The sequence below is a fragment of the Deltaproteobacteria bacterium IMCC39524 genome (assembly GCA_029667085.1).
Lineage (GTDB): Bacteria > Desulfobacterota > Desulfuromonadia > Desulfuromonadales > BM103 > M0040.
Window position 1 is genome coordinate 446,974 of record JARUHJ010000003.1, and the last position, 25,604, is coordinate 472,577.

Here is a 25,604-nt window from a genome sequence, read left to right on the forward strand (position 1 = left end):
GCTGGCGTATTAGTCACCTGTTGGCTTTGAGCCCGCAAAAGAGGAGCGTAAGTCCTCCTCAATTGAACGCAGATGCAAGTCACGTTGCGGAAAGGGAATGGTGATCCCTTCTTCCCTGAAGTAACGATCGACGGCCTGCCCCATATCGCTTTTAATTTTGAGCCGTTTACTGATATCGGAGACCCACACACGCAGTTCAAAGTCGATCGAGCTTTCCCCGAAGCCGGTGAAGATTGCTGAAGATTCGGGGTCTTTGAGGATGTCGGGGTGTTCTTTGGCTACTCGTATAAGAATATCCAGAACCTTGTCGAGTGGACTGCCATAAGCGACGCCGACCGTCAGGACGATTCGCGAAACGTTGGTCGTGAAAGTCCAGTTGGTTACTTTTTGTGAGATCAGGTCCGAGTTGGGGACAATGACTTCGGAACGATCCAGGGTTTCAAAAACTGTTGAACGCATCCCTATTCGGGTGATGGTTCCCCACTGCTCATCAATGTTGATGGTGTCTCCTACTTTGACCGGGCGTTCGAAAAGCAGGATCAGGCCGCTGACGAAATTGTTGACGATGTTCTGCAGACCAAAGCCGATGCCGACGCTGAGAGCGCCGGCGATGATCGTGAACTTTTGCAGGTCGAGACCGGCCATGCTTATGGCGACAAAGAAGCCGATAGTAAAGAGGGTATAGTGCAAAAGCCTCTTCAGTGCGGCCTTAACGCCGTAGTCGATCCTTCGAGGTGTCATGTAATGGGCATCGACCAAAGCCTGAAGTAGCCATGACACCAGATTTGTCAGGTAGAGGACTAGTGTCACCATGGCGACCATGTAGACCGAAATGTTGAAGCCGCCAATCGTATATTCGTAGCTCAAAAGAGTCATCAGGGTTTCATCAATATCATTGTAGACGCCCCATGCCACCAACAGATATAGGCCGGCATTGATCAGGATAAAAATGCGGGCAAGAGTCTTGAGCCGTTCTCCGGTGCTGATCCCCAGTTTCATGACCAACTGGCGATCCCTGACCCAGTTAAGACGTAAAAACTCGGTGATGCCGCCATCGGCCAGATGAATTGTCATGCGCACCATGAAGACGATGATGATAGTTCCGAGCACGGCTTCGATCAAGTGGATCGAGAGAGTTGCGAAACCGAGCAGCGCAGTAAGCAGACCAACCAGGGCGACCAGGCTGATCAGGTAGAGCGAGGCCAGATATGGTCCGAATCTGTCCGGCTCCTTGTGCCGCCTGCGGCGAGCGATCAGCAGACAGGTTGGGGCGGCAATGGCGCAGAGGAGAACTTCGTAAAGCTGGTAGGCTGGTGTCGGCAGGCCGCTGACTTTGAGGACTTCCGATACCAGGTAGACAATCGCTAAGGTGACGATCAAGCGTCTGCGACGGTTGTTCTCCGCCATTGCTGCGACCAGAACCGTGGCGGCGATCGTTGCAATCGTAAGCATGAGCCAACCCCAGGAGGGCGGGATGTTTTCGTAGAGGCTGCCGGTTGCCGCAATGGTGATGAAGATTGCTCCTGCAAACGGATGTTGAAAAAGGAATCGCCAGTCTTCAGAAATAGGTTTGGGTCTTTTGCGACGTAATGAAAGCAGGCTTACCAGTACGACGGTGGAGATCAATTCCAGGATGATAATCCAGCCGTGGCGTTGCCAGAAGCCCTCAGGAAGCCTGACCGTCGAGATGAAATTTGCGCGGTACTCTGCAAACATCTCGGGGGTCAATTGACGGTAGAAGTCGAGGCTGAACAACGAATAGGCATTACGGCGGAAGGTCTCCTGCCGCAGCTGCTTGAGAGTTTTATCGATGAGGAGCAGTCGGCTGTCGAGAATCTCCCGCTCCGCAGAATACTCTTCCTGCATCTTGAGCAGCTTGGTCGAGGCCTCCGAGATCCGTTCAAGAATCGCGTCAATGTTCTTCTGGGCTTTGGTGAAGACGTCTTCCGGGATGTTGACTTCTGATTTGCGCAGAGCTTTCTGCCACTTCTGCCAGAAGTTTTTTTCCTCTGTCCATGATGTGCGAAGGTTTTCAAGGTCTTTGAAGAGCTCGGAAAGGACCTCGAGCTGCTGCTTCTGCTCCTGGTCGATCTGCGAATAGCGGGTCTCGACTGTCATTAGACGGTTGAGCGGCCAGTTGACGGCATCCTCCCAATTGGTGAACTGTGCTTCCACCTCCTTGATTGTGTCGGCCAGGTCGGCGAGTTTCTGCTGAACCCCATCCAGGGAGTCGGCTTGGGCAATGACGGCCTCTGCGGCAGTCAACCTGGCGCTGATTGCGTTTGCTTGAGGAATGACTTCATTGAGACCTGGGAACACGGCCTCTTCCACGGCCGTCTCTGGTGCGGGTGCCTCCTCGGCACGGGGCTGAGAGATGTCAGGGACCCAGGTCACCAGGCACAGGCACACTGTGAACTTGATGATGCCCGTGAGTATGGAGTGTTTATGGTACTTCATAACCACTTTTTCCTCTTGAAATAGATCAGCATGCCGATGATGCAGGAAATCATGACACCCCAGATTGCAAAATAACCCCAGCGCCACTTGAGCTCCGGGATGTACTCGAAGTTCATGCCGTAGATGCCGGCGATAAAGGTTAAGGGGATGAAGATCGAGGCCATGATGGTTAACACTTTCATGATCTCGTTCATGCGATTGCCGACAGCCGACATGTAGAGGTCCTGCAATCCGGAGACAGTGTCGCGAAAGATTTCTACCGTGTCGAGGACCTGGATTGTATGGTCATAAAGGTCGCGCAGAAAGACCCGGGTGCCTTCGGCGACCAGGGGGGAGTCCTCCTTGTAAAGTTCACTAATGACTTCCCGCAGTGGCCATACCGATTTGCGCAGCAGCTGCAGCTGGCGCTTGTAGTGGTGAATCCTCCCCAGAGTGGATTGGTCAGGATAATTGAGCAGGTCTTCCTCAAGCTGCGCCAGGTGATCTCCTACCTTCTCCAGAATGTGGAAGTAGCTGTCAACGATTGAATCGACCAGTGCGTAGGCCAGGTAGTCGGGCCCGCGTTGGCGGATTCTGCCGTGACTGCGTTGCAAGCGACCCCGCACCCCTTCGAAGACGTCACCCTCGCGTTCCTGGAAGGTGATTACGTAGTGTGGCCCGAGAATCAAGCTGACCTGTTCCGTATCGATTGACTGGGTTTTGTCATCGAAAAAAAGCATCTTCAGGATGATCAGGCTGTAGCCTTCCATCTCCTCAACTTTGGGCCGATGCTGGGTGTTGAGGATATCCTCAAGCGCGAGAGCGTGAAGTCCGAATTGCTGGCCGAACTGTTCGATGATCTTGATGTCATGTATGCCGCTCAGGTTAATCCAACTGACTGAGGGCGTCTCTTTGAAGGTCGAAACGTCCGTGAGACTGATATCCCTGCGTGTGGCGAGCTGTTGCTGGTCGTAGTCAACAAGATCAATGACCGGTTTTTCGATCTTCTGCTTGCCGACATGAATCAGGGTGCCCGGGGGAAGACCGACCTCTTTGGCCTTGACTTGAAACAGCTCTGCGTTGAAAGGCATCTTCAGAAAGTCGAGATTAAGTAATCGTTTTGGGTCCATTGCTGATGTGCTCCTTACGAGAGGGCTCAACTCGCAGGCGAAAGTTTTTATCTCTCCAGCCCGTAATCTTCTTCAGTGAGGTTCGAGGTGTAATCGTCCAGGGTGCTCTCCGCTTCATCGGGGTCCTCGACTTTAGCAAGGTTGACCAAGGCGTCCCCTTCGTGAACCAGGGGTAAGGTCAACTGGCCGATGGCGACACCGGTGAAGGGTGCATAGACAGACTCGCTCTCGTTGCCTAATGGGTCGTTAATAATCCCAAGCAGATCACCTTTTTTTACCAGGCTGCCAAGTGATACCTGTTTAAAGAAAACTCCGCTTCTGGGAGCACGAACCCAGCTGGTTTTGCTGGAGATGACCGGTTCCTGGGTGCGCGCCTTGAGGCTTTTAGGCAGCATGCCAATCGCCCGCATCACGTTGATTATCCCGCGAATTCCGGAACGGATCGCATTCTCGTTGAAGTACAGGGCTTCGCCGGCCTCATAGAGCAGGACCGGTATGCCGTGTTCGGCAACGGCCTCACGCAGGGAGCCATCGCGAATCGCGGAGTGGATGATCATCGGCGCACCGAAGGCTTGAGCCAAGCGCAAGTTTTCTTCATCGTCGATCGAGGTGCGGATCTGCGGCAGGTTGCTGCGGTAATTCGATCCGGTGTGGATGTCGATACCATGGGTGGAACGGCAGACGATCTCCTGCATGAACAGGTAGGCAATCCGGCTGGCCAGGGAACCTTCCGCTGAGCCCGGAAAAGAGCGGTTGAGGTCACGCCGGTCCGGAAGATAACGTGAGCGCTGTATAAAGCCGAACGGGTTGACAACCGGCACGGCGAGCAGCGTGCCTTTCAGGCGGTTCAAGGACTTGTTGCAAAGCAGTCGTCGGATGATCTCGACGCCGTTGATTTCGTCGCCGTGGATGGCTGCGCTTATGAAGAGCGTTGGCCCCGCCTGTTTGCCGTGTACGACGTGAACCGGCAGAGTAAGCTCTGAGTGGGTGTAAAGTCTGGCCATCGGCAGGTCGATCGTCACGCGATCTCCGGCGTTAATCTCCTCACCCCCAAAAAGGAAAGATTTTTGTCGTTTCATCCCTGACCCCGGGTTTTGGTTTTGCCTGGTTTCGATTCTTTTTCGATGAAGTTAATTATCATGCCTGCCACGTTTTTCTCCGTCGCCGCTTCTATTCCCTTCAGGCCCGGCGAGGAATTGACCTCCATAACCACTGGCCCGTGATTGGAACGAAGCAGATCGACACCGGCAACATTAAGCCCCATGATCCTGGCTGCCCGAACAGCGGTTAAGCGCTCTTCCGGGGTCAGTTTGGCAAGTGTGGCATTGCCGCCACGGTGCAGATTGGAACGAAACTCTCCTTCCCCTCCCTGGCGCTTCATCGCAGCCACAACCTTATCGCCAATCACGAAGCAACGGAGATCGGCCCCCTTAGCCTCCTTGATAAACTCCTGAACCAGGATGTTTTCTTTCAAGCCACGGAAGGCTTCGATGACACTCTCTGCCGCTTTTCCCGTTTCCGCAAGCACCACGCCGATCCCCTGGGTCCCTTCCAGCAGTTTAATCACCAACGGTGCACCACCGGCCAGCTTGATCAAGTCTTTTGTGTACTGGGTCGAATGGGCAAATCCGGTCACCGGCAGGCCAATGCCCTTGCGGGCCAGGAGTTGTAGGCTGCGAAGCTTGTCACGCGAGCGACTGATTGCCACAGATTCATTAATGCTGTAGACATTCATCATTTCAAACTGGCGGACAACAGCCGTGCCGAAGAAGGTGATCGAGGCGCCAATCCGGGGAATGATGGCATCGTATCCGGTCAGTTCTTCGCCTTTGTAATGGATCGTCGGGCGTTGACTGGCAATCGTCATGTAACAGCGAAGCGGGTCGATGACTCGGACCTCATGGCCCTTCGCTTTAGCCTCCTCAACCATACGGTTGGTCGAGTAAATCTTTGCATTCCTTGAGATAATAGCTATTTTCATATCGTTGGACTCCTTGTTAGTATTTGTGCCGTTTGCGACCTGTGAGGTAAGACTGGTCCGGGATGACCTGTAATCCCTCCATCGCTGTCCGTCCAAGCAACATTCGGAACTTCATATTGTCGCGATTGGTCAGCGTCATTTCGATTTGACGGGGCAGGTCTCCAATCAGGATGGTTGTTTCTATGACGTAGCGCATCTCACGGTGGCCGCCGGAGTCGCTGACTTCACGAAAATCTTTGATCGGCGCTTCGCAGAAGATTTCAACGTCCAGCCTCTTCTGCAAGGGGTGCACGCCGAAACGGACCATCTGTCGACCCTCTCTGGTGAAGGGTTCCACAAAAAAAGCGTGTAACGCAGAGGTGCGCGCACCCGTATCGATCTTTGCCTTGATGGCTGGGACTTGGAGTTCTGGCAACGCCAGCCATTCGCGCCAACCGATTATCGTCTGATCCATCGTTGCCTCGTTCAGTGATACGCTATTCAATTCTAACCGATTGTGCTAATTATGCACGTCTGAAGCTCTTGTACTTTTAATAGGTTATGTTGCACAAGCAGAAAAATGCAGGGGCCTGTTTTTTTGCAATAAATATCGTTCCGATACGTGTTGAGCAGAAGGGGTTGTATTTGACATGGCCTGGGCTCTGAAGTAGAAATGAAGCTCGGTTCAGTTTTTGGTTTGCCGGGTGTAAGCCCCTCATGCCCCTTCACTGTGCGTCGCTTTTAAATTGGAAGGTTGGGATCAATACAATGAACGATTATTTCCCGAGTCGGTGGCAAGAGGTTTTGCGCCACAACGATCTTGATAGTTTCGAGAAGTTGTGGGCTTTGCAGCTCGAGTGGTTCGAAGAGCCCAATCAGAGACGTGGTGGCTGGAGCGGGGTGTCACGTTGTGATCTGGATTTGCCAGATGGAGGCAAGGTCGGTGTTTTCATCAAGCGGCAGGAGAACCATATTACCCGAACCCTGTTTCATCCTTTCGGCATGTCGACGTTCATCCGGGAGATAGAAAATATTCTTCGTTTTAAAGAGGCGGAGGTTCCTGCTCTTGAGCCGGTTTATTTTGCAGTGCGCAAGGTCGATGGTGATCTGCGGGCCATTGTTTGTACGGAAGCCCTGGATGGCTATGAACCGCTGGAAAATCTTACCGAGCGCTGGTTAAAAGAGGGTTGGCCTGATAGGCAAACGCGACACCGGTTGATGAAGGCAGTCGCATCGGTTATGTCCAGAATGCATGACCACAAGATTCAGCATAACTGTTTTTACCCGAAGCATATCTTTGTCCGTTTTGCCGGGGACGAAATCAGCATCCGCATTATCGACCTGGAAAAAGCCAAGGTGAAAGTGTTTCGTCGGCACGCAAGTTTCCGCGACCTTTACGCCCTTAATCGACACGCTCAGGGTTGGAGCCGGACAGACCGGCTGCGTTTTTTTCTGCTCTACCTCGGTCAGGGTCGGCTGGATCCTGCGGCCAAGGAGCTTTGGCGCAGGATCGTGAAACGCACCATCCTCAAGGCTAAAAGCTAGGTCTTCGGGCCGTGGCTGCTTACTGCTTGATAATCAGCACAGACCCGCTTTTGTCAGGCATGGGAACGGGCAGCTCAACTTTGTCAGCGAAGAAATCATCCACGGCTTTGCGCGCTCCGATCCAGGCGTTGTAGTCGTGAACCAGGATGATGCCCCTGGTGCTCATGCGCGGATAAAAATACTTGAGACCTTCCATGGTCGGTTCATAGAGATCGGCGTCGAGGTGGACAAAAGCGAACTTCTGCTCGGGAAAATCTGCGGGCAGGCTGTCGGGAAAGTAACCCTGGTGAAAAGTGACATTATCGTTCTGCGGAGAGATAAACTGCTTAACCTTCGGGATCGAAGTGTCAGAGAATTTGCTGCCCTTGGTCTCGAAATCCGTATGACCTTTCTCTGCGCTGACGCTTCTGTCGGTAAAACCTTCAAAGGTGTCGAACAGGTGCAGTTGTCGTTCCGGCACGTAGTGATGAATCAGTCGTGCGGTATTCCCCTTGTAGACTCCGAGTTCTGCAAAAGCCCCCTCAATATTCTTTTCGACTAAAGTCCTCAACATGAGCGTGATCATGTCCCGGCGCGTATTGTCCCAGGGTTCCAGGTTCTTGACCTGCCGTTTGTCTTCATCCCCTTTGGGATAGAAGCCACCTGTTTCACTGCGGAGCGAAGCGTTGTTCCAACGGGACTTGGGGTTGATGTCCATTTGGCCCTGCAGGAAGAACGAACTGTTTTGAAAAAAAGGCGTAAATTTTTTTAAAATGGACTTGGCAAGTTTCATTGCTTGCGAGCCTCCCTAAGGTTTTGATTTGAATGATCTAGACGATAGCTTGAAGAGAAATGTGAATCAAGTTGAAAGGCGGCATCAATCTAAGACAAGTGAACGGTAAAGTAAAGGCTGTCCCTGCAGTCAGATCCTCGCAATTTTTCAGGATGATAGAAGAAGTTAAGGTTTCCCTTCTGTTCAGTGGTGAGAATGTTCCCCTGCTTGCAATGAAGTAAAAGCGTTTAGCAGGTTTCTCATGACCCTGGTCTCGTGTACAATTAGGGCAGCTTTATGACGCTATATTCATTCCTCAAGTTCAGGCCACTGTCATGTCAAATGAAGAGGACCGTTTCAGAAAGATGGTAGAGTCCTCCCAAGATTGGTTCTGGGAGTTTGACGAAAATGCTTGTTTTACCTATGCAAGTCCGCAAATCCGAACTTTGCTCGGCTATGACCCCAGTGAGTTGATCGGCCTGAACGCCTTCGACCTGATGGATCCTGATGAGGCCGAGCGTGTCCATGAGCACTTTGACCCAGTCGCAAAAAAATACCTGCCCTTCAATAATCTAATCAATATAAACCGCCACAAAGATGGTCGTGAGGTTGTGATTGAATCGAGTGGCACGCCTATCTTTGATGAGGAAGGTCAATTCCGCGGATATCGGGGCATCGATCGCGATATTACTGCGCGTAAGGAAGGGGCAGATGAGCTACGGGAAAGCAAAGAGAGGCTCCAAAACATCTTTGACACGTCTTCGGAGTGGATCTGGGAAATTGACCTTTCAGGACGGCATACCTATTCAAATCAAAGTCTCTTGAATCTACTGGGTTATGACCCCGATAAAATTGTAGGGAGGGTTTACTCTGATTTCCTGCATGAAGACGATGCACAAGCGGCAAAAAAGCTTTTTCCCAAATTTGTTGCTGAGAAGCGGGGCTGGCACGGCTGGGTCTTGCGTTGGCGGCACAGGGATGGGAGTTATCGTTTTCTTGAGAGCAATGCGACACCAATATTTAATTCAGCTGGCGAGGTTGCGGGTTTCAGGGGGGCTGATCGCGACATCACCGAGCGCAAGGAGATGGAAGAGAGCTATCGCCGACTGGCCAGCCTCACCTCGGATTACGTTCATTACTGTACGCGGAAAGGAGATAGTCCGTTTCGGGTCCAATGGGTTGACGGCGCGATCAGTTCAATCTCTGGCTACCGCATCAAGGATGTGCTCTCGATGGGTTGCTTCCTCCCTCTGGTTCACCCGGACGACCAACAAACCGTGACCGCCTATCTCCTCAGTCTGGAGCCGGGGGATCGCAAGTCGCTCGAGTTCCGGATTGTGACACAAGAGAAGGAGATACGCTGGGTCTCTGAGAAAAGCCGATGTGAGGCGGGACAGTCTGAGGGAGAGTTGATCTTACTGGGCGCTGTTACCGATATCACCGAGCGGAAGCTGGCTGAAGAAGACTTACTAAATAGCCGGGAGATGTTGATTCAAGCTAAACAGCTTGCCCGGGTCGGTAGTTGGCATCTTGATGTTGCCAGTTATCAGTTGACCTGGTCTGAAGAGACTCTTCGCCTCTTCGGGGTTGATCCCCAAACCTTTGATTTTAGCTATGACGCATTTCTGAAAGTTGTTCATCCCGAGGATCGTGCCGCAGTTGATGCTGCCTACTCAAATTCTCTGCGTGACGGGTGGAGTACTTATGAGATCGAGCACAGGATCGTCAGGCAAGATACAGGTGAAGTTCGCCATGTGTATGAAAAATGTCGACATGAACGCGATGCCAACGGCGTGATCATCAGCTCCATTGGCATGGTTCAGGACGTTACCGAGCGCAAGACAAATGAAGCCGCGCTGCTGGCAGCCACGCAAGCTGCTGAGGCCGCCAACCGCGCAAAGGGCCTGTTCCTGGCAAAAGTGAGCCATGAAATCCGCACCCCCATGACGTCCATCATCGGTTTTGGTGAACTGTTGGAGGACACCGCGTTGGATCCGGAACAGCAGGAATACCTCGCAGCAATCAACTCTTCCGCTAACACCCTGTCCTTATTGATCGATGATGTGCTTGACCTGTCGAAGGTCGATACAGGAGAGCTTGCTATAAAACCGGAAGGTTTCAGACTGCATGATTTCATCCGAAAGCTCGGCTCTCTTCTGGAACAGCAGCTCTCTTTGAAGGATCTTTCCTTGAAGGTCAGTATTGATAAGGCGGTTCCGGAACTTTTGATTGGTGATACACTGCGGATTCAACAGGTACTGCTCAATCTTCTCGGCAATGCAATCAAGTTCACGGAAAAGGGAGAGGTCGGAATTGAGGTCTCTCTGCTTGAAAAAACGGGTGCCAGGGTCCTTCTTGATGTCGCTGTCAAAGATACCGGCATCGGTATCCCGACAGATCAGCTGAAAAAAATCTTTGAGCCCTTTGCACAGGCTCCCGGAGTCAATAGCCAGACCTACGGTGGCTCAGGGTTGGGCCTGTCCATCAGTCGAAGTCTTGCCGCCTTGATGGGAGGAAGTCTACGTGTTGAGAGTCGGGTGGGGGCCGGAAGTACTTTTCACTTAATCCTCCCTTTAAAGAGAAAGACCGGCCATATCGCAGAAAAGTCTCTTGCCGGGAGCGATGTCCCATTGTGGAAAGGCCCTACTTTAAATGTCCTGCTGGCGGAGGATAATCCTGTCAATACTCAGATTATAACAACAATTCTGGAAAACCTTGGTCATAGGGTCACGCACGCCGGCAATGGCAAGATCGCCATTGATCTCTTCAAGGCGAATGTTTTTGACCTTGTGCTCATGGATATTCAGATGCCGGTGATGGATGGTGTCAATGCCCTGACTCTCTTGCGTGAACTCGAACAGCTTAAAGGAAAGCCCCAGATAGTGATCGCTCTAACCGCTTTTGCTCTCATTGGTGATCGGGAGAAATATCTGGAGATGGGTTTTGACGGTTACTTGAGCAAGCCATTCACGACCAGGGCGCTGGTGGATGAGATGCTGCGCGTTCTTCCTGATAAAGTGAATCATGTCGCAGATATTTAATGGCGTATTTTTTATTGTTGCGGAGTTTGAAGTTTCATTCCCTGAAGATACCTATTGCGGAGATGACCGCTTTGTATAAACCTTTTAAATTGGCCTCTGCAGCTTTGCGAAACCTATGCTAACCCCAATCATACAAGGCTTCACCCTTGGTGCCAGCCTGATCATTGCGATTGGCAGTCAGAACGCATTTGTCCTGCGCCAGGGTTTGAGGAAGGAATACGTATTCACCATCTGCAGTATCTGTTTTTTGTGTGATGCGTTGCTTATTCTCCTCGGGGTCGGCGGCTTTGGAGCTTTGGTCGCATCGTCAGAAGGTCTTATGCTGACTGCCCGCTGGGGGGGAGCCCTCTTTCTGTTCGTCTACGGAGTGAAGTCTTTCCGATCAGCGCTTAAAGCGGAGGCCATGGAGGTTGATCCGTCAGATCAGCCGGCCTCAGGGTTAACCTGGGCCATTGCGACAACTCTCGCTCTGACCCTGCTAAACCCACACGTCTACCTCGATACGGTCATTCTTCTCGGCAGTATCGCGGGCCAGTTTCCTGAAAACCAAAGGACCTCTTTCGCCATCGGTGCTGTCTGTGCCTCAATGCTTTGGTTTTACGGCTTGGGCTACGGTTCCCGTATTCTGACGCCTCTCTTTCGTAAAAAGAGTGCCTGGAAAATCCTCGATGTATTGATTGGCGGGATCATGTGGGCGATTGCGGGAAGCCTGCTCTGGCCGATTCTGTTTGCGGCATAATCCATCATTTTGCAGTAATCAAAGGCTCAAAAGTTGGATCCTAGTACAAAGACAAGGAGCGACCCTGTAGGGTCTCTCTCATGGCGTTTATGGTTGTGACGAAGCTATGTTCTCCCGCCTTATTGCTTAGCCAGTTCGTCCCGCACCACTTTCAAATAATCGGCACCAATTTTCTCTCCCCATTTTTCGTACATCGGCTTGGCCTGTTCTATGAGCTGATCCCTGTCTTGCAAAGAGAGTGAATAGAAGGAGACGCCGCTGGCCTTGGCAGCCTCAATCTGCTCGGCCTGTTGCTTTTGAGTCAGAGAGCGGGCAACGGCACTTTCCTCTTTAATTGTATCGAGGAGGATCTGGCGAAGGTCTTGCGGGAGTTTGTTCAGCCAGCGTGTGTTGGTTAGGTGAATATAAAGGCCCTGTGCATAGTCGAGTTGGGTATAATTCTTCGCTACATTGAATTTGCCACTGATGTTGCAAACGATAGGCGTGTGGTCAAGGCCGGTAATGACGCCCGTCTGTAACGCTTGAGGGACATCAGGCCAAGGCATTACGGTAAATTTGAGCCCCCAGGCTTTGTAGAAGTCAATGTTGACCGGAGCTTGGGCGATTCGGAAGTTGATCGATTTTGCCTCAACGATGTTCTTGACGGGGGAATTGGTTGCCCAGCCATATGAGCCATAACCGGTGACGTCTGTGACGACGATGTTTTGTTCCAGCGCAGCATCCTGAAAGGGTTGCCAGAGTTTCGGAGTTTCCCGAAAATGGTCCAGCTTCTCAAAGGTGTCAACGACATAGGGAAGATTTACGATGCCGAGTGTGTCCGCTACATTGGCCGCGGCAACGGAAGAGCTCATCATGCCGTGAACAGCTCCCATCTGCAGTTTGCGAATGACGTCCTTCTCTCCACCCAGTTGTGAAAGGGGTCTGAAGTCAACGAAGAGACGACCATCACTTTTTTCCCAGACCTTGTCACGGATACGGTAGCCAACGCCGACACCTTCGATCGCCGGGTGTCCAACGCATGACAACAGGTAGGTGTGTTGCGCGCCGCTCGGATCGAACTTGGGTTTCCAGTTCGCTGTCGGGTCCTTGCCTTTGGCGGCGAAAGCTGAAGTACCCGTTAAGGTGGAGAGTGCGAAGAACAGAATGAAGAATGACATTTTCAGGGCATGCATCTGTGGGACTCCTTAAATTGAGAGGTTTTTCTAGTAGCGGCCTGATGCTAGTTCATTTATGAGAAAAAATCAATGGTGAGGTGGACAGGTGGCAAGCCTTCGGGATATTCTTTCTTGGTCTTCTCTAATGGTGTCTCTCGGTAAGGAGTTTAAGGTATGAAACATTTGGTCTTGTTTGTCATGTCCGTTTTCCTTTTGGTTCTATTCTGTGGAGGAGAAGGGTTGCACGCTTCGAGTGGCGCGGCACAGGCAGAGGCCGTTGCCACAGCCGATGAAACCAAAGCAGCAACACCCCAATTGTTTAAGCCTGGCGCATTTGAGGACCCCAAAGTCTGCTCTACCTGTCATCGTGATATCTATAATGAATGGTCGAAGTCCATGCATGCTTACGCATGGGAGGACAAGTGGTATCAGCCTGATTTTCTTCTGGCTCATCAGCAGACCGACGGTGCTACTGATGTCCTCTGTGGCGCCTGTCATGCTCCCATTGCGGCGCGCACAGGGTTGTTGCCTCCAGCAGATGGAAGCAAGTTCGATGCTGCCTCGCTTCGTGGTATCTCCTGTGACTTTTGCCACACGGTGTCAGGTGTGAGTAATATGTACAACATGGGGCATGTCTCGGCACCCGGTAACGTGAAAATAGGGCCCCGTGGAGATGGCAAATCACTTTATCACAAGGTGAAAAACACGAAAATTCATACTCAAGCAGATTTCTGCGGCTCCTGTCATATGGTCATCCATCCTGCCACCGGTACGCATATTATTGATACTTGGGACGACTGGAAGAACAACGAATATGGCAAGCAAGGTATCCGTTGCCAGGATTGTCACATGACACCCACACCCGGGATCACCAAATCGCCAGGTCGTGCGGCCTTGATGGGTAAACCACGCGAAAACCTCGCTTTTCACGGATTTATCGGTGGCAGCTCTTATGCTCAGGATGAGATGGGCAACCACGAGCAGGCGGAACTATCCCGGGAGTTCCTGCGTGCCGCCGCCGAGGTCAAACTTGCTGAGAAGATCACGGATGACGGAACTCTTGAGCTGACAGTGGATGTTCACAATGTTGGTGCCGGCCACAAGATTCCCACCGGAACCACATATATCCGCATCATGTGGCTGCAGATTGAGGTGGTCGATAGCGAGGGCAAATTGGTCTACAGCTCAGGAATGGTTGATGACAAAAATTACGTCGACCCGAACGCAGTCTTCTTCCGGGTTCTTTTCAAAGATGCAGAGGGCAATTTGACGGGTAAGAGCTGGCAAGCCCATGGTATTGGCTACGACAGGCGCATTCCCGCAAAGGGCAAGGACTGCGAAACCTATCGCATCGCGTTACCGGGTAAAGGTGATTACAAGGTCACCTCACGCCTCATGTATCGATCGATGACACAAGCTTCTCTGGATGCAATTTTTGAACAGACGGGTGAAGCTTTGCCGCCGGTTGTTAGTGTTGAGATGGCCGCGGCGCAAGCGAAGGTTAAATTCTAGCCGAATCGCTGCGATGTCGGGGGAAAGAGAAAAAGAGCAAACTTGGGCAGGCCGTTTGGATTAATGACAAGGTTCGGCAGAGTGTTAACTGTTCGAGTTGCCGTGCAGAGAGCAACAGATTGTTTATCTGTTGCTCTTTTTTTGTTTTGAACGGCTAAAGAAAATCGTCGGTGCGCTTACCGGCAGAGGCCAAACTTTTGCCCGGCCGGAGATCAGTGCAAGGGGGGGCGTCCTCGCAATCATGACCGTCGATGGTCACCGGGAGGCGAAGTGTAATGGTTGTGCCTTCCCCTTGTTGGCTCTCCACATAGACTTTACCCCGATGTTGTTTGACCAAGTTGCTAACGATGACCATCCCGAGCCCTATACCGAAATCTTTGGTTGAAAAAAGCGGGTTGAAAATCCTTTCTTTAACTTCTTCGGGCATGCCAATGCCATTATCCTTGATTTGTATCTCATACATGTCCTGCAGGGGCTTTAAAGAAATGCTCATGACCTTTTGGTCTGATGTTTTCGATTCAAGAGCATGTATGGCGTTGCTGATGAGGTTGACTATAGCCTGGCGAAGCTTGTCCTGGTCAAACTGCGCTTGCAGATTCACTCCCATGTCACGTTCGACAATGATAGTTTCCGGGATCTGCTGCTCTTCTATGACATTATTCAGCCAGAGATCAACAGAAGCTTTAGAAAGACTCAGTTTCTTAACTCGGGCATAACTCGTCAACTCTTCGATAATCTTGACACATCTATTGATGCTGCGCTCAGCTAACTCAATAGGGCGGGTTACACGTTGGCGGTCTTTGCTCTCAAGGCTTTCTTCTATAGAAAATAAGGCGGACTGGATCGTGCCTAATGGATTGCGAAGCTCGTGGCTGACCGTAGCCGTCAACTGGCCCAGGGTGGCCAGTCGCTCTTGTTGAAGTAACTCCGCTTGCGCCCCTTCAAGTTCTTGAGTGCGGTTCTTGACAAGTTGCTCAAGGTGTTCCCTATGTTCTGCCAATTCCTTTTCGGCCTCCTGTGCTTTTAACAGAGAGGGGATCATCTTATAAAAACCGACCAGAACCATGATAAACCCTAGGAGGTAGCCAGGGAGTTTTTCTAGGAACGCTTCAATGATTGTGTCGCCTATGATGACGAACCTTTCAAGCCCCGGGATCTCATCGGTTATATCCAGAATCGTTGCAAAAGTGATCAGGGTAAAACCTATAAGGATCTGCTTCCACCCCGGGTGGCCAGCAAGTGAAGTGAGCTTGCCCCTGTAAAAGAGAATTAACAGTAATGCGATCAGAACAAAGGCTCTGATGCATTCAAGGATTAAATCGTTTGTGCTCATCATGTCCATGTTTGAAGCCCACCCCAAAAGAATTTATCTTGTAAGCAAAGGCCTTAACCTACAGCAAGTTAGTATTGCCGGTCAAAGAAAGATGGGTCAGACTTTTTTTACAACAAAGCCCGCCAGAGAAATTCCCTCTGACGGGCTTTGTTGTTCTTCAATGTACGTGAGTTTTACTTGAACTTTAGAATTAAAGTGTCGTCGTGGTACAGGTGGTTGATCTGACTGTTGTCAAAAACCGAGATGCCAAAATGGTAGAGTTTGCTCAAGTCGTCAAACTGAACGTCCTGAACATCGGCTTTATCCCCACTGGTAACCAACTTTCTGCGAATTTCCACGCTCCATAAGCCGTTGTCCCACTTGCCGCGCATCTCGATATCACCACGCGGCCCCTGGAAGGCATCGATGATTATCCCGGGGACCACGTCGCCAGGCTTGAAAATGTCGACGAACGGAGTTTTCAGGCTCGGTAGAATATAGTACTGAGCTTGCGCACTGGGAGGGTAGTTCATGTAGGCTGGAGCGGTCTTGTCTTTATTGACGTTGTTTACGTAGCCGCCGCCGGTTTTGACGTCACCTTTTCGGCCCCAGCCTTTGTTGGTTTTGCCATCACTGGTGCTGTCGACAAATTGATCGTCAACTTGCCCCAGTGGGCTGGTCCTGACGTTCTTGACGTGCCACATGTCAATAGTTTCACCTTCTTTGTTGGTGAATTTACGACCTGCAGAGGTGTCACCTTCGATGTCCATGTGACAGGAGATCATACAACCCTCATTTGCGAAGCCATCGGTATTGATGTTCCAGAAGATGCCGACCTTGTCCTCGTAATAGGTGTTGTCGTGGCCTGTAGAGTCCTTGTTTTGCAACTGTTTCCATGTGCCCTCTTGCTGCTTGACCCAGGGGAACCGTGCCAGGCTCTCCGTGGGATCGTCGTATTGAACTAAGAAGTAAATGTAGTCATCGTCATAGAGCGACTTCATGGTTACCGTCGTCTCTTTCATGCCGTCATAGCCGTTGCTTGGCTCGTAGGGGAGGTTGTCGAGTTTCACCGTCAGTGGGGCAGCCTTGTTCCAGACCTTGTCTGCCGTACCTGAGAGCAGAACCGGTTTATCCGTTTTTACGCTCGTCAGGGTTGTGGCTGCCTGTGCCGTTGCCCCGATGAAGAGCAGACCCGCAAGCAGGGTTAAAGATCTAATTAGATAAATTGATTTCATGGTGTTTCCCTTGGCTGGAGTTGGTGCCTTTTTGTATTTCCGCATGTGAAAAAAGCTTACGTCTTAAAAGTGTGGCAAAAGGCGTTTGTGATTAATGGAATAGCTGCAAATACTATCCATTTACTGGGATATAATACCATAATAGTAATAATTGAGATAGCTGTGCCTCCGCCCTTAAAATAAATCTGAAACATCAGCTCTTTACGAAACGGTTTTTGGATGCTCTCGCTGGCGATAAATAAGGAAAGTAATGCCTCAGAAAAGGGCCGGAGAATAAAAAGTGAGAGAGTCCCTGCTCTCATAGGGCGAGGCAGCAGAGAATAATGAACACGTGCCTACCTGACGGATGGGGCTTATGTTGTGGATGGCTTAAATGAAAGATCTCAGCTGTTGTAAAAATCGCTGCCCTGCTGCTTCAGCGTCTGTCAAAGCTGCTTTTTCCTTTTGAATGCTTCCCGCCTCAAAGCAATTTAGAGCCTTCACTGAATCGACAACGTTTAAGCCGATATCTTTGGCAAAGTCCGTAAGGAGTGTCAGGGTGTTGCCCATACTTGCTTCCTGTTTTTGTTCACATACGGCTGCAGTCACACAGCTTTTGCCCGCCCCGTCATATTTCCCAATCCATTCACTACGATTTTTAGGGAATTGAACAAGGCTATAGCAGCGATCAATAAAGCATTTCATGTCAGAGGTTACTGTGTACCAGTAGGTTGGCGAAGCTAGAACGATTCCGTCCGCCTCGTCCATCATCTTTATCAGCGATTGAAAGTCATCCTTGATGACACACTGCCAAGAGCTGCTGCAGCATTCGCAGCCTGTACAAGCACCTATGGTGTAATCTCCGAGGACGATAGATTCAACATGCGTCGCACTTTGCTGAAGAGGCTTCAATATTGATTGAATGAGGAAATCTGTATTACCCTTTTTCCTCCTGCTTCCATTTATCGAAATGATTTTCAAATTCCTTCTCCATCCCTCACCAAATGTTTGTGAAATAGCTGATTTATGCTCTCGAAAAGTGGAGTGGTAATCGAAGGGTGACAGTCGTACCTTTGCCTTCTTTGCTCTCGATATATATCTCACCGTGGTGCTGTTCGACAATATTCTTTACAACCACCATGCCGAGCCCAACCCCAAACCCCTTTGTAGAATATAAGGGTTCAAATACCTTCTCTTTGATGTCTTCCGACATTCCGATTCCATTGTCACTGAAACGAATTTCATAATTGTCATCAAGAAGATGTGTGGAAATCCGCAGAAGCTTTTTCCCTGAGGTTTTATCCTGAAGAGCATGAACTGCATTGGTGATGAGATTGACAGCGACCTGGCGGAGTTTTTCCTGGTCGAACGATGGCCGAATCCCGATGGAGAGATCCAACTCGCAGGATATCTCCTCTGGGATGCTCTGCTCTTTTAATACAGCTCTCAACCAATCGTCAATAGATGCCTCTGCAATCTTCAGTTCTTTAACACGGGCGTAGCTGTTTAATTCCTCAATGATTGCGACACACCGGCCAATACTGCGCTCGGCCAGTTCCAGAGAGCGGGTCCCTTGGGAATAATCTTTGCGCTGAAGACTGTCCTCGATTGAAAATAGTGCGGTCTGGATCGTTCCGAGGGGATTGCGGAGTTCATGGCTGACCGTGGCGGTTAATCTGCCAAGGGTGGCTAGGCGCTCCTTTTGAATCAACTCCTCTTGTGCTTCTTTTAGCTTGGTCGTCCTCTCCTCAACGAGAAGTTCCAACTGCTCGCGGTATTTTGTCAACTCGATCTCGGCAAGTTTGCGATCCGTTATATCTTTATCCGCACCGCGGTAGCCGATGAGTTTGCCTTCCTCATCAAAAAACGGGGCACCGTTTGTCAGCAGGCAGACCTTAGCTCCCCCTTTGCTGATATTCCAATTCTCCAGATCAACTATCTGTTTCTTGTTGGCAACAGTCTCAGCAAAAAGACCTCTAATCCTGACAGCTTCGTCCTCAACCATAAAATCGAATGGCGTCTTGCCTAGCATCTCCTCAGAGGTGTAGCCCAATGTGTCGACAACATTGTCCGAACAATATTTGTAAACTCCCTCTACATCTGTTTCCCATACCCAGTTTGTCATCGCGACTTGACGAAAACGTTCTGAGCTTTCGGTTAATTCAGAGATCTGTCGCTTGATCTGGTCTTCCATCTCCGTGAGTACGGTCAGCAAGGGATGAAATTCTCGATAACTCCTCGGCATTGTGTCGAAATCCACGTGAGGCCCCTGGGCAAAGGATTTGGCGACCGCTGTAAGTTGTTCTATGGGGCGCCTGAGAAGACGGTTTATCAGGTAAACAGTGCTCAAGGAGATCGCCAAAAGAACAGCCAGAAGGATGATAACGTTGGCCCAGAGTAATTTTTCCGTTTGCAAACGCGCTGCTTCTGCGGAAAAATTTACCTGTACCGTTCCAACAACACTATCTTGATGCTCGATTGAAACGAGATGAGTCAGGGCAATGGTTCCATTGTCCTTGTGTTGTGTATAGATAGGGTTGCCATCGGAATCCTGAATATTTACAGCACTAAGCGTTTGATCTTCCATCAGGGTCTGGCCGATCATCTTGACCGCCTGGTCATCTATCTCCCAGAGAGGGAGAGATAAGGCCCCCTGGAGATAAGTGCTTATTTGTCTGGCTTTTGCTTCAATCCGGGTTTCTTCCTTGTGGGTGGCGTCGAAATAGAACCAGACGTCAGCCAGAAAGGTGACCACGGCAACCACTGCGGTAAGGGCCAGGGTCAGCCTGCCGGCAAGTGATATGCTTGATTTTTCTTGGTTGTTAATCACGATTTTATAAACTGCATTCAGAAATCAGGTTGTTAAAGTTGTCCATGAATATGGGCTGCGAATTTAAGAATTTTTTTGAAAAATAAACGGATAGCGGTTTGTTCATATTTAAATAGATCTTCACCCGATCTTCTGCCTCATGCTTTTCCAGCAGGGCTTGCATCACATAATTGTTTGCCATAACTGCATCAACGCGTCCAGCCAGAAGCATTTTCAGTAAGCCTTCGGTATCTTTGGGCGTGGTTGTTACATTGTAGTGATGCTCCTTCATCCATTCCAGCATGTTTGCCCCCAAGAAGCCGCCAACGGTTGCTGACTCTTTAAAGGAGGGGTCTTCAGGAGACAAGGGGTTGCCTTTAAGGAGATACCAGTTCCATTTCTGATCGGCGATAATGGCAGACTTTACGGCATATTCATCCCTGGAATCTTTTTGTGACGCGGCAAAAAATCCCTCTGCAAGCCCCTGCTGAACTAGCCGTTGAGCTCTTCTCCATGGGACGACCTGAATTTCCAGAGGAATGTCCATTTTTTTAAAAACACATCGTACCCGATCGACAGCCACACCTTTAAAGGTTTCATCCGCTATCATCTTTTGTTTGTCTTCTGTTGGATAACTGCCGTAAGGGTACAAATTATGCGTCGTCAAAATCACCTTTTCTCGTGATAATGCAAAACAGCTCTCCTCTCCCCCTATTAATATTGAGCAAATAAGGATTAACAATAGAGGGACTTTGTTTCTAACTGAATTTGACATGCTATTTGTCCTGCCAAAAAAGGTTCAGGAAGACTGGCATAAAAAAGTTTACATGATCCAATATGTTTTGTCGTTGAAGGAAACCCTATTTAATTCTGGCTCTCCCACGGAAAGCGACTTGTTCTACTCATTGTCAGTTAGGGCAGCCCACTGGGCCGGAATCAGTCCGGTGGGCAAAAAGAAAGAGCGACCCCTTAGAAGGTCGCTCTTTGCAAATACTGGTCGGGATGACTGGACTCGAACCAGCGCCCCCTGCGCCCGAAGTCGGAGCGAGCCTTGGTTTATAAGAGGTCCTGGTCGTAAGCCCGCGGGAAATCACTTCTGTTGTAGTTGATCTGCCACGTCTTTGACTTCTGCACGAATCTCTTCGGGGAGTTCTCCCTGGCTCATCAACCTCTGGACCTGTTCGGAGGCTTCCTTGCGCCACCCTTTCGCCAGGTAGACTTGCGAGATGCGTAGCAGCCAGCGTGGGTTATCACGCTCCTGGCGCATCGCCCCTTTAAAGGATTCGAGAGCCCGGTCCAGGTTCTTGCCACGGCGAAGCCAGAATTCTGCCAACAGGGGGTGCGCCCCTCCGCCACAGCCGCCGCCCGGCATACGCATCAGTAAGTCTTCGGTTTCATCGAAGCGTTCCGCCTGCTCCTGGAGTTGAGCACAAAGCGAGATCAGGCCGGGGTCCACGATACCTTCGTCGAGGGCTTTGAGCCCAGCCGCCAGGGCCGGTTCCAATTCTCGCCGCTGAGCATGCAATTCAGACAGACGGGCCCACGAGTAGCCGACAAAACGCTCTGCAGCCAGGTTCTGTTTAAGAGCGCGCTCCATTTCATCAATGCGACCTGTTGCGGCCAGCACGTCAACCAGGGCCTCGAACGCCGGGAAAAGGTCTGGCTCGATAGTCAAGGCCGCCAGCAGGTCTTGATGGGCTTTTTTGAGCTGCCCTGCGCGGATCATCAGCGCGCCGCGCTCAAAGAGGAAGAGGCCATTGCGTTCTGCTTCCGGAACCTTTGCCAGCAGCTCCAGGGCACGTTTGTCTTCACTGTCCTGAACAGCCAGCCACGCTTGACGAAATTCCATGCCGGCAGTCATGTAGCGCTCTGCGAGTTCGGCGGGCATGGTCGCCAACAGTAACTCCAGGCGGGCTTCTTCATCAAGATCGATTTCCTGAGGGTCAATTTCCGGACCTGTCGCTGTCGAGCAGCTACTGTTGCAACCGGCATGGATGGCAGGACTTTCGATGGCTTCCGGTTCTTTTTCTTTCGGCAGCTCACCACGTTCCAGGGCGATCAACGCATCTTCGGCGCTCTTGCGCAGCTCGACTGATCGGGCCTGGCCAATCGCCAGCTGGTAATCTTCACGAGCACGCAACAGATTCCCCGACTTTTGTGCCCAGGTTCCTTCTTCAAGGTTGAGCTTAGCTAGAGCATCGCCGGCCCGCTCTTCCCACTTGCCGATCTCGGCAAGGACGGCGTCCTCCAGCTCAATACGATCAAGCTTTTTTGCTGCACTCAATACACCCGCCCAATCCTGACGGGCAAAGAGTTGACGCATCTCCTCTACAGGGTTTTTCTTGCTGAACATCTTCTTTAAAAAACTCATTTATCCTGACCTCTCGATGGATTTTTACCGATGATTGAACTCCTTCAGGAAGAAAGTGTCAACCTTGTAAACCAAAAACAGGAATTAACGCTGCGAAAGGGTTCGAGGGGACATTGGTCACCGGTTCTCTGATAACCGGGCGAATCTGCCTGTGGACCTTGCTCCCAAGCCGCAGATGGTGTATAAGCCGATGATTCAACAACACTTTAATCAGGAATTAACCTTATGAGCGAAGATACCAAAAAAATCATCTACTCGATGATGGGCGTCAACAAGAGCTACAACAGCCAGAAAATCATCAAGGACATTTCCCTTTCCTACTACTACGGCGCCAAAATCGGCGTCCTCGGTCTTAACGGCTCGGGTAAGTCGACCTTGCTCAAGATCATGGCGGGCATCGATAAGGAATACAATGGCGAGACCATCCTCTCCGAGGGGTACAGCGTCGGCTTCCTCGAGCAGGAGCCGTTGGTTGATTGCGACAAGACCGTTCGTGAAGTGGTCGAAGAGGGCGTTCAGGAAACAGTCGATCTGCTCAAAGAGTTTGAAGAAATCAACGCAGCGTTTGCTGACCCTGATGCCGACATGGAAAAACTCTGTGATCGTCAGGCGGTGGTGCAGGACAAACTCGATGCACTCGATGCCTGGGAGCTTGATTCGAAACTTGACCATGCTATGGACGCCCTGCGCTGCCCTCCGGGAGACACCAGGGTGGGTGTCCTCTCCGGCGGTGAAAAGCGACGTGTCGCACTCTGTCGACTCCTGCTGCAAAAACCTGACATCTTGCTTCTTGATGAGCCGACTAACCATCTTGATGCCGAAACTGTCGGCTGGTTGGAGCAGCACCTGCAGCGTTATGAAGGCACCATTATTGCGGTCACCCACGATCGCTACTTTCTCGATAACGTGGCCGGCTGGATTCTTGAACTCGATCGTGGTCACGGCATCCCCTGGAAAGGCAACTACTCCAGCTGGCTGGAGCAGAAGCAGGAGCGCCTGCGTAAGGAAGAGAAAGCTGAAAGCAATCGTCAGAAGACTTTGCAGCGCGAGCTCGAGTGGATTCGCATGAGCCCCAAGGCGCGCCATGCTAAGGGCCAGGCCCGTATCAACTCCTACGAGAAGCTGCTTGGGCAGGACGCTGCAGATCGTGAGAGCGAAATGGAGATCTACATTCCGCCGGGACCACGTCTTGGCAACATCGTTGTCGAAGCGAATGACGTTGCCAAGGGCTATGGTGACAGACTGCTCTATGAGCATCTTAACTTCATGCTACCTCCCGGCGGGATCGTCGGCATCATCGGAGCCAACGGTGCCGGTAAAACCACACTGTTTCGCATGATTACCGGCCAGGAGCAGCCCGATAGCGGCAGTTTCAAGGTCGGTGATACGGTTAAACTCGCTTACGTTGACCAGGACCGCCCGCTTGATGGCGACAAGACGATCTTTGAGGAGATTACCGGTGGCCAGGATCAGATGATGCTTGGCAACAAGCTGGTCAATTCCCGCGGCTATGTTGCCCGCTTCAACTTCTCCGGGGGGGATCAGCAGAAGAAGGTTGGTGTCCTCTCAGGCGGTGAGCGCAACCGCGTACACCTCGCCAAGATCATGCGTGAAGAGTCGAATGTGTTGCTGCTTGACGAACCGACCAATGACCTTGATGTCAATACGCTACGCGCTCTGGAAGAAGCTGTTGAAAACTTTGCCGGTTGCGCTGTTATTATCAGCCACGATCGCTGGTTCCTTGACCGCATCGCCACGCATATCCTTGCCTTTGAAGGAGACTCCCAGGTGGTCTGGTTCGAAGGGAACTATTCCGAGTACGAAGAGGATCGCAAGAAACGCCTCGGCAAAGATGCCGATCAGCCGCACCGGATTCGATATCGCAGCCTTACCCGACAGTAATTCTGAGTTTGTGGAGAGTTGCTGGAACAAGCGTGAGAAGGAAGCCGGCAGTAGGGTTGTGGAGGCTGCTTGAAGGTTAGCTCAAAAGAAGTTTACAAAATGTTTATCCTGCCTTGCAGGAAAGGCCATCAGGGGCGAACCCTGGTGGCCTTTGTTTTGTCGTTACCTGTAGGAAGAAGATGCCGGACATCACCAAGCAGCAAAAGAGGCTTGGCCCCCGGCAATACCATTTACACGTTTGTCCTCTTGGAAAAAAACACAAACAGGAGAGCAAAAGGTCCGACAAGGAAGCCCATCATCGCCCAAAAGTTCTTGTTTGCTCCTCGCTTCCTGGCAATAAGATAAAGGATCCCGGCAAAAAAGAGGGAGGCTGCAATCGTTATCCCCCACAGAAAGACTTGTTCCATATCCAATCCTTAACCATCTACTGAGATTTCACCAGCCTACACTTGAACGGGGGTTTAGGCAAAAGACGTCCCTCGTGACTCTGTGTTTAATGCGGTCGGATCGGGACGTCAATATATTGGGTCGTCGGCTGCACTCCCTTTGGCAAGGAGGCTGGTGCTGGCGTCCCTTTCGGACCGAGATACCTGATAAATCTGTAGATTGCCCGCAGGTCCTGATCCGCAGTCTCGGGCAGCATGACATCAGCCATCACCGACCCCTCACGCATCTTCTTGGCGAGGATCAACCAATCCTTTTCTGACATGTTCCAAACCGCTAGCCGCAGGTTGGTTGGGTAAGTCGTACCGAAATAACCGCGGAACCCCAGGGTACTCCCAACCAACCAGTCTTCTGCCGGGAGGTTAGACCTTCTAACCAGGTAGCCTGGGGTATGACAGTCATTGCAACCCATTATTTCAACCACATAACGGCCACGCTCTACATCGGTCATTTGTTGGCGTAGACTCTCGATGTCAGACAGCGGCTTATCAGGTTCTGCGCAGCCGTAGGCCAGGATGAGCATGACTATAAGCGAGACAATAAGCTTGTAATACATCTAACTTTCCTTAGCTCCTCACTGATGTCAAAATTCCGGGTGTTTTCTATGTCACCTGATAATGAAGATCAGGTCTGCGGAAGCTCTACTGGAAATGATCTGGCGTTTTCATCGACGGCCTGAATATCACTCGCGAATTGAATTTGCGGCGACCAATAAGAAATCGTTTTTCCTCGCACATATCGTGCAAGGCTAAGAAATGGCCCATCCATAGGATAACAGGCCATTTCTTATGATCTCTCTCTTTTTAGTGAGCGCCCTTGGTTCCGACACCTTTTGGCCCAGCTACCGCTGCGGCCTGTTCGCTGTTTTTCTTGAGAATTTCTTCCCGAACCTTGGAAAACTGTTCCGCCATCTGCATAAACGCCTCAAAGGGAAGGGCAAGACGTAAAGAAGGCGACATTGTTACTTGTTTTTTCTCGGCATTAATATTTTCAACCCTTACAAAATCAAGACGGGCGACCCCATCGGCAATGTTCAGGTTCGCGAAACGGTCAACAAAAAAGTCACGCATTTAATGTTCCTTTCTATCGGTTTAGATTTTTATTCAATTCTGCCATACCCTAAAGTTATGCTATCGAATTTCAGTTGTCAATTTCATCTGATTCGGGGTGTGAGCCAGAACGACGGCATTACAAGAAAGACCGCCGGGGATCGAACCCTGGCGGCCATAAATTTGCTTAATAACGAGGAGCCTGAAGCTCGCTGCAATAAGAAGTGAGCTTCCT

At 50.9% G+C, this 25,604-nt stretch carries 20 protein-coding genes; 5 read left to right on the forward strand and 15 right to left on the reverse strand.

Going from position 1 to position 25,604, the window contains the following annotated elements; all coding sequences use genetic code 11:
- Positions 1 to 9 precede the first annotated feature (9 nt).
- The 5 genes from P9J64_10230 to P9J64_10250 are packed head-to-tail and all read right to left on the reverse strand — an operon-like array spanning position 10 to position 6,001.
- Complete coding sequence (locus tag P9J64_10230; GenBank protein ID MDG5468692.1) at positions 10 to 2,457, reverse strand: mechanosensitive ion channel; 2,448 nt, start codon at positions 2,455 to 2,457, stop codon at positions 10 to 12.
- On the reverse strand, positions 2,454 to 3,566 hold the full coding sequence (gene corA, locus P9J64_10235; GenBank protein MDG5468693.1) for a magnesium/cobalt transporter CorA: 1,113 nt from the start codon (positions 3,564 to 3,566) through the stop codon (positions 2,454 to 2,456). Before corA ends, P9J64_10230 begins: the two co-directional genes overlap by 4 nt.
- Positions 3,567 to 3,613: 47 nt before the next feature.
- Complete coding sequence (locus tag P9J64_10240) at positions 3,614 to 4,645, reverse strand: succinylglutamate desuccinylase/aspartoacylase family protein (protein MDG5468694.1); 1,032 nt, start codon at positions 4,643 to 4,645, stop codon at positions 3,614 to 3,616.
- Positions 4,642 to 5,547, reverse strand: a complete 906-nt coding sequence (gene rimK, locus P9J64_10245) for a 30S ribosomal protein S6--L-glutamate ligase (GenBank protein ID MDG5468695.1) — start codon at positions 5,545 to 5,547, stop codon at positions 4,642 to 4,644. Before rimK ends, P9J64_10240 begins: the two co-directional genes overlap by 4 nt.
- Before the next feature lie 16 nt (positions 5,548 to 5,563).
- Complete coding sequence (locus P9J64_10250; protein ID MDG5468696.1) at positions 5,564 to 6,001, reverse strand: ATP-dependent zinc protease; 438 nt, start codon at positions 5,999 to 6,001, stop codon at positions 5,564 to 5,566.
- A gap of 293 nt (positions 6,002 to 6,294) precedes the next feature.
- On the opposite strand from P9J64_10250, the gene P9J64_10255 reads away from it, so the two are divergent.
- Positions 6,295 to 7,071, forward strand: a complete 777-nt coding sequence (locus P9J64_10255; protein MDG5468697.1) for a lipopolysaccharide kinase InaA family protein — start codon at positions 6,295 to 6,297, stop codon at positions 7,069 to 7,071.
- A 19-nt stretch (positions 7,072 to 7,090) separates the two neighbouring features.
- Here P9J64_10255 and P9J64_10260 read toward each other — a convergent pair whose 3' ends face one another.
- Positions 7,091 to 7,843 carry a TylF/MycF/NovP-related O-methyltransferase gene (locus tag P9J64_10260; protein ID MDG5468698.1) on the reverse strand — a complete coding sequence of 251 codons (753 nt, stop codon included), beginning with the start codon at positions 7,841 to 7,843 and terminating at the stop codon, positions 7,091 to 7,093.
- A gap of 314 nt (positions 7,844 to 8,157) precedes the next feature.
- Here P9J64_10260 and P9J64_10265 point away from each other — a divergent pair, with 314 nt between their 5' ends.
- On the forward strand, positions 8,158 to 10,863 hold the full coding sequence (locus P9J64_10265; protein ID MDG5468699.1) for a PAS domain S-box protein: 2,706 nt from the start codon (positions 8,158 to 8,160) through the stop codon (positions 10,861 to 10,863).
- Positions 10,864 to 10,978: 115 nt separating this feature from the next.
- Positions 10,979 to 11,602: a LysE/ArgO family amino acid transporter gene (locus tag P9J64_10270; protein ID MDG5468700.1), complete on the forward strand. Its 624-nt coding sequence runs from the start codon at positions 10,979 to 10,981 to the stop codon at positions 11,600 to 11,602.
- A gap of 119 nt (positions 11,603 to 11,721) precedes the next feature.
- Here the strand turns inward: P9J64_10270 and P9J64_10275 are convergent, their stop codons facing one another.
- Complete coding sequence (locus tag P9J64_10275; GenBank protein MDG5468701.1) at positions 11,722 to 12,774, reverse strand: TRAP transporter substrate-binding protein; 1,053 nt, start codon at positions 12,772 to 12,774, stop codon at positions 11,722 to 11,724.
- A 156-nt stretch (positions 12,775 to 12,930) separates the two neighbouring features.
- Between P9J64_10275 and P9J64_10280 the strand changes: the two genes are divergently transcribed.
- Positions 12,931 to 14,268 (forward strand): multiheme c-type cytochrome, encoded by a 1,338-nt coding sequence (locus tag P9J64_10280; protein ID MDG5468702.1) that lies wholly within the window; start codon positions 12,931 to 12,933, stop codon positions 14,266 to 14,268.
- Positions 14,269 to 14,422: 154 nt separating this feature from the next.
- Here P9J64_10280 and P9J64_10285 read toward each other — a convergent pair whose 3' ends face one another.
- The 6 genes from P9J64_10285 to P9J64_10310 all read right to left on the reverse strand — a co-directional run bounded on the left by P9J64_10285 (position 14,423) and on the right by P9J64_10310 (position 21,974).
- The gene (locus tag P9J64_10285) at positions 14,423 to 15,604 is read right to left on the reverse strand and encodes a HAMP domain-containing sensor histidine kinase (GenBank protein ID MDG5468703.1); all 1,182 of its coding nucleotides are present in this window, start codon (positions 15,602 to 15,604) and stop codon (positions 14,423 to 14,425) included.
- Positions 15,605 to 15,774: 170 nt separating this feature from the next.
- Complete coding sequence (locus P9J64_10290) at positions 15,775 to 16,815, reverse strand: ethylbenzene dehydrogenase-related protein (protein ID MDG5468704.1); 1,041 nt, start codon at positions 16,813 to 16,815, stop codon at positions 15,775 to 15,777.
- A gap of 369 nt (positions 16,816 to 17,184) precedes the next feature.
- Positions 17,185 to 17,775, reverse strand: coding sequence for a flavodoxin family protein (locus tag P9J64_10295; GenBank protein ID MDG5468705.1), 591 nt, complete (start codon positions 17,773 to 17,775; stop codon positions 17,185 to 17,187).
- Positions 17,776 to 17,818: 43 nt separating this feature from the next.
- Positions 17,819 to 19,624, reverse strand: a complete 1,806-nt coding sequence (locus tag P9J64_10300; protein ID MDG5468706.1) for an ATP-binding protein — start codon at positions 19,622 to 19,624, stop codon at positions 17,819 to 17,821.
- Between the two features lie 4 nt (positions 19,625 to 19,628).
- On the reverse strand, positions 19,629 to 20,378 hold the full coding sequence (locus P9J64_10305; protein MDG5468707.1) for a transporter substrate-binding domain-containing protein: 750 nt from the start codon (positions 20,376 to 20,378) through the stop codon (positions 19,629 to 19,631).
- A 315-nt stretch (positions 20,379 to 20,693) separates the two neighbouring features.
- On the reverse strand, positions 20,694 to 21,974 hold the full coding sequence (locus P9J64_10310) for a hypothetical protein (protein ID MDG5468708.1): 1,281 nt from the start codon (positions 21,972 to 21,974) through the stop codon (positions 20,694 to 20,696).
- Positions 21,975 to 22,199: 225 nt separating this feature from the next.
- On the opposite strand from P9J64_10310, the gene ettA reads away from it, so the two are divergent.
- Positions 22,200 to 23,876, forward strand: coding sequence for an energy-dependent translational throttle protein EttA (ettA, locus tag P9J64_10315; GenBank protein MDG5468709.1), 1,677 nt, complete (start codon positions 22,200 to 22,202; stop codon positions 23,874 to 23,876).
- A 493-nt stretch (positions 23,877 to 24,369) separates the two neighbouring features.
- On the opposite strand, the gene P9J64_10320 is transcribed toward ettA, so the two are convergent.
- Positions 24,370 to 24,876 (reverse strand): cytochrome C, encoded by a 507-nt coding sequence (locus P9J64_10320; protein ID MDG5468710.1) that lies wholly within the window; start codon positions 24,874 to 24,876, stop codon positions 24,370 to 24,372.
- A gap of 247 nt (positions 24,877 to 25,123) precedes the next feature.
- Positions 25,124 to 25,390 carry a hypothetical protein gene (locus P9J64_10325; protein MDG5468711.1) on the reverse strand — a complete coding sequence of 89 codons (267 nt, stop codon included), beginning with the start codon at positions 25,388 to 25,390 and terminating at the stop codon, positions 25,124 to 25,126.
- Positions 25,391 to 25,604: the final 214 nt, after the last annotated feature.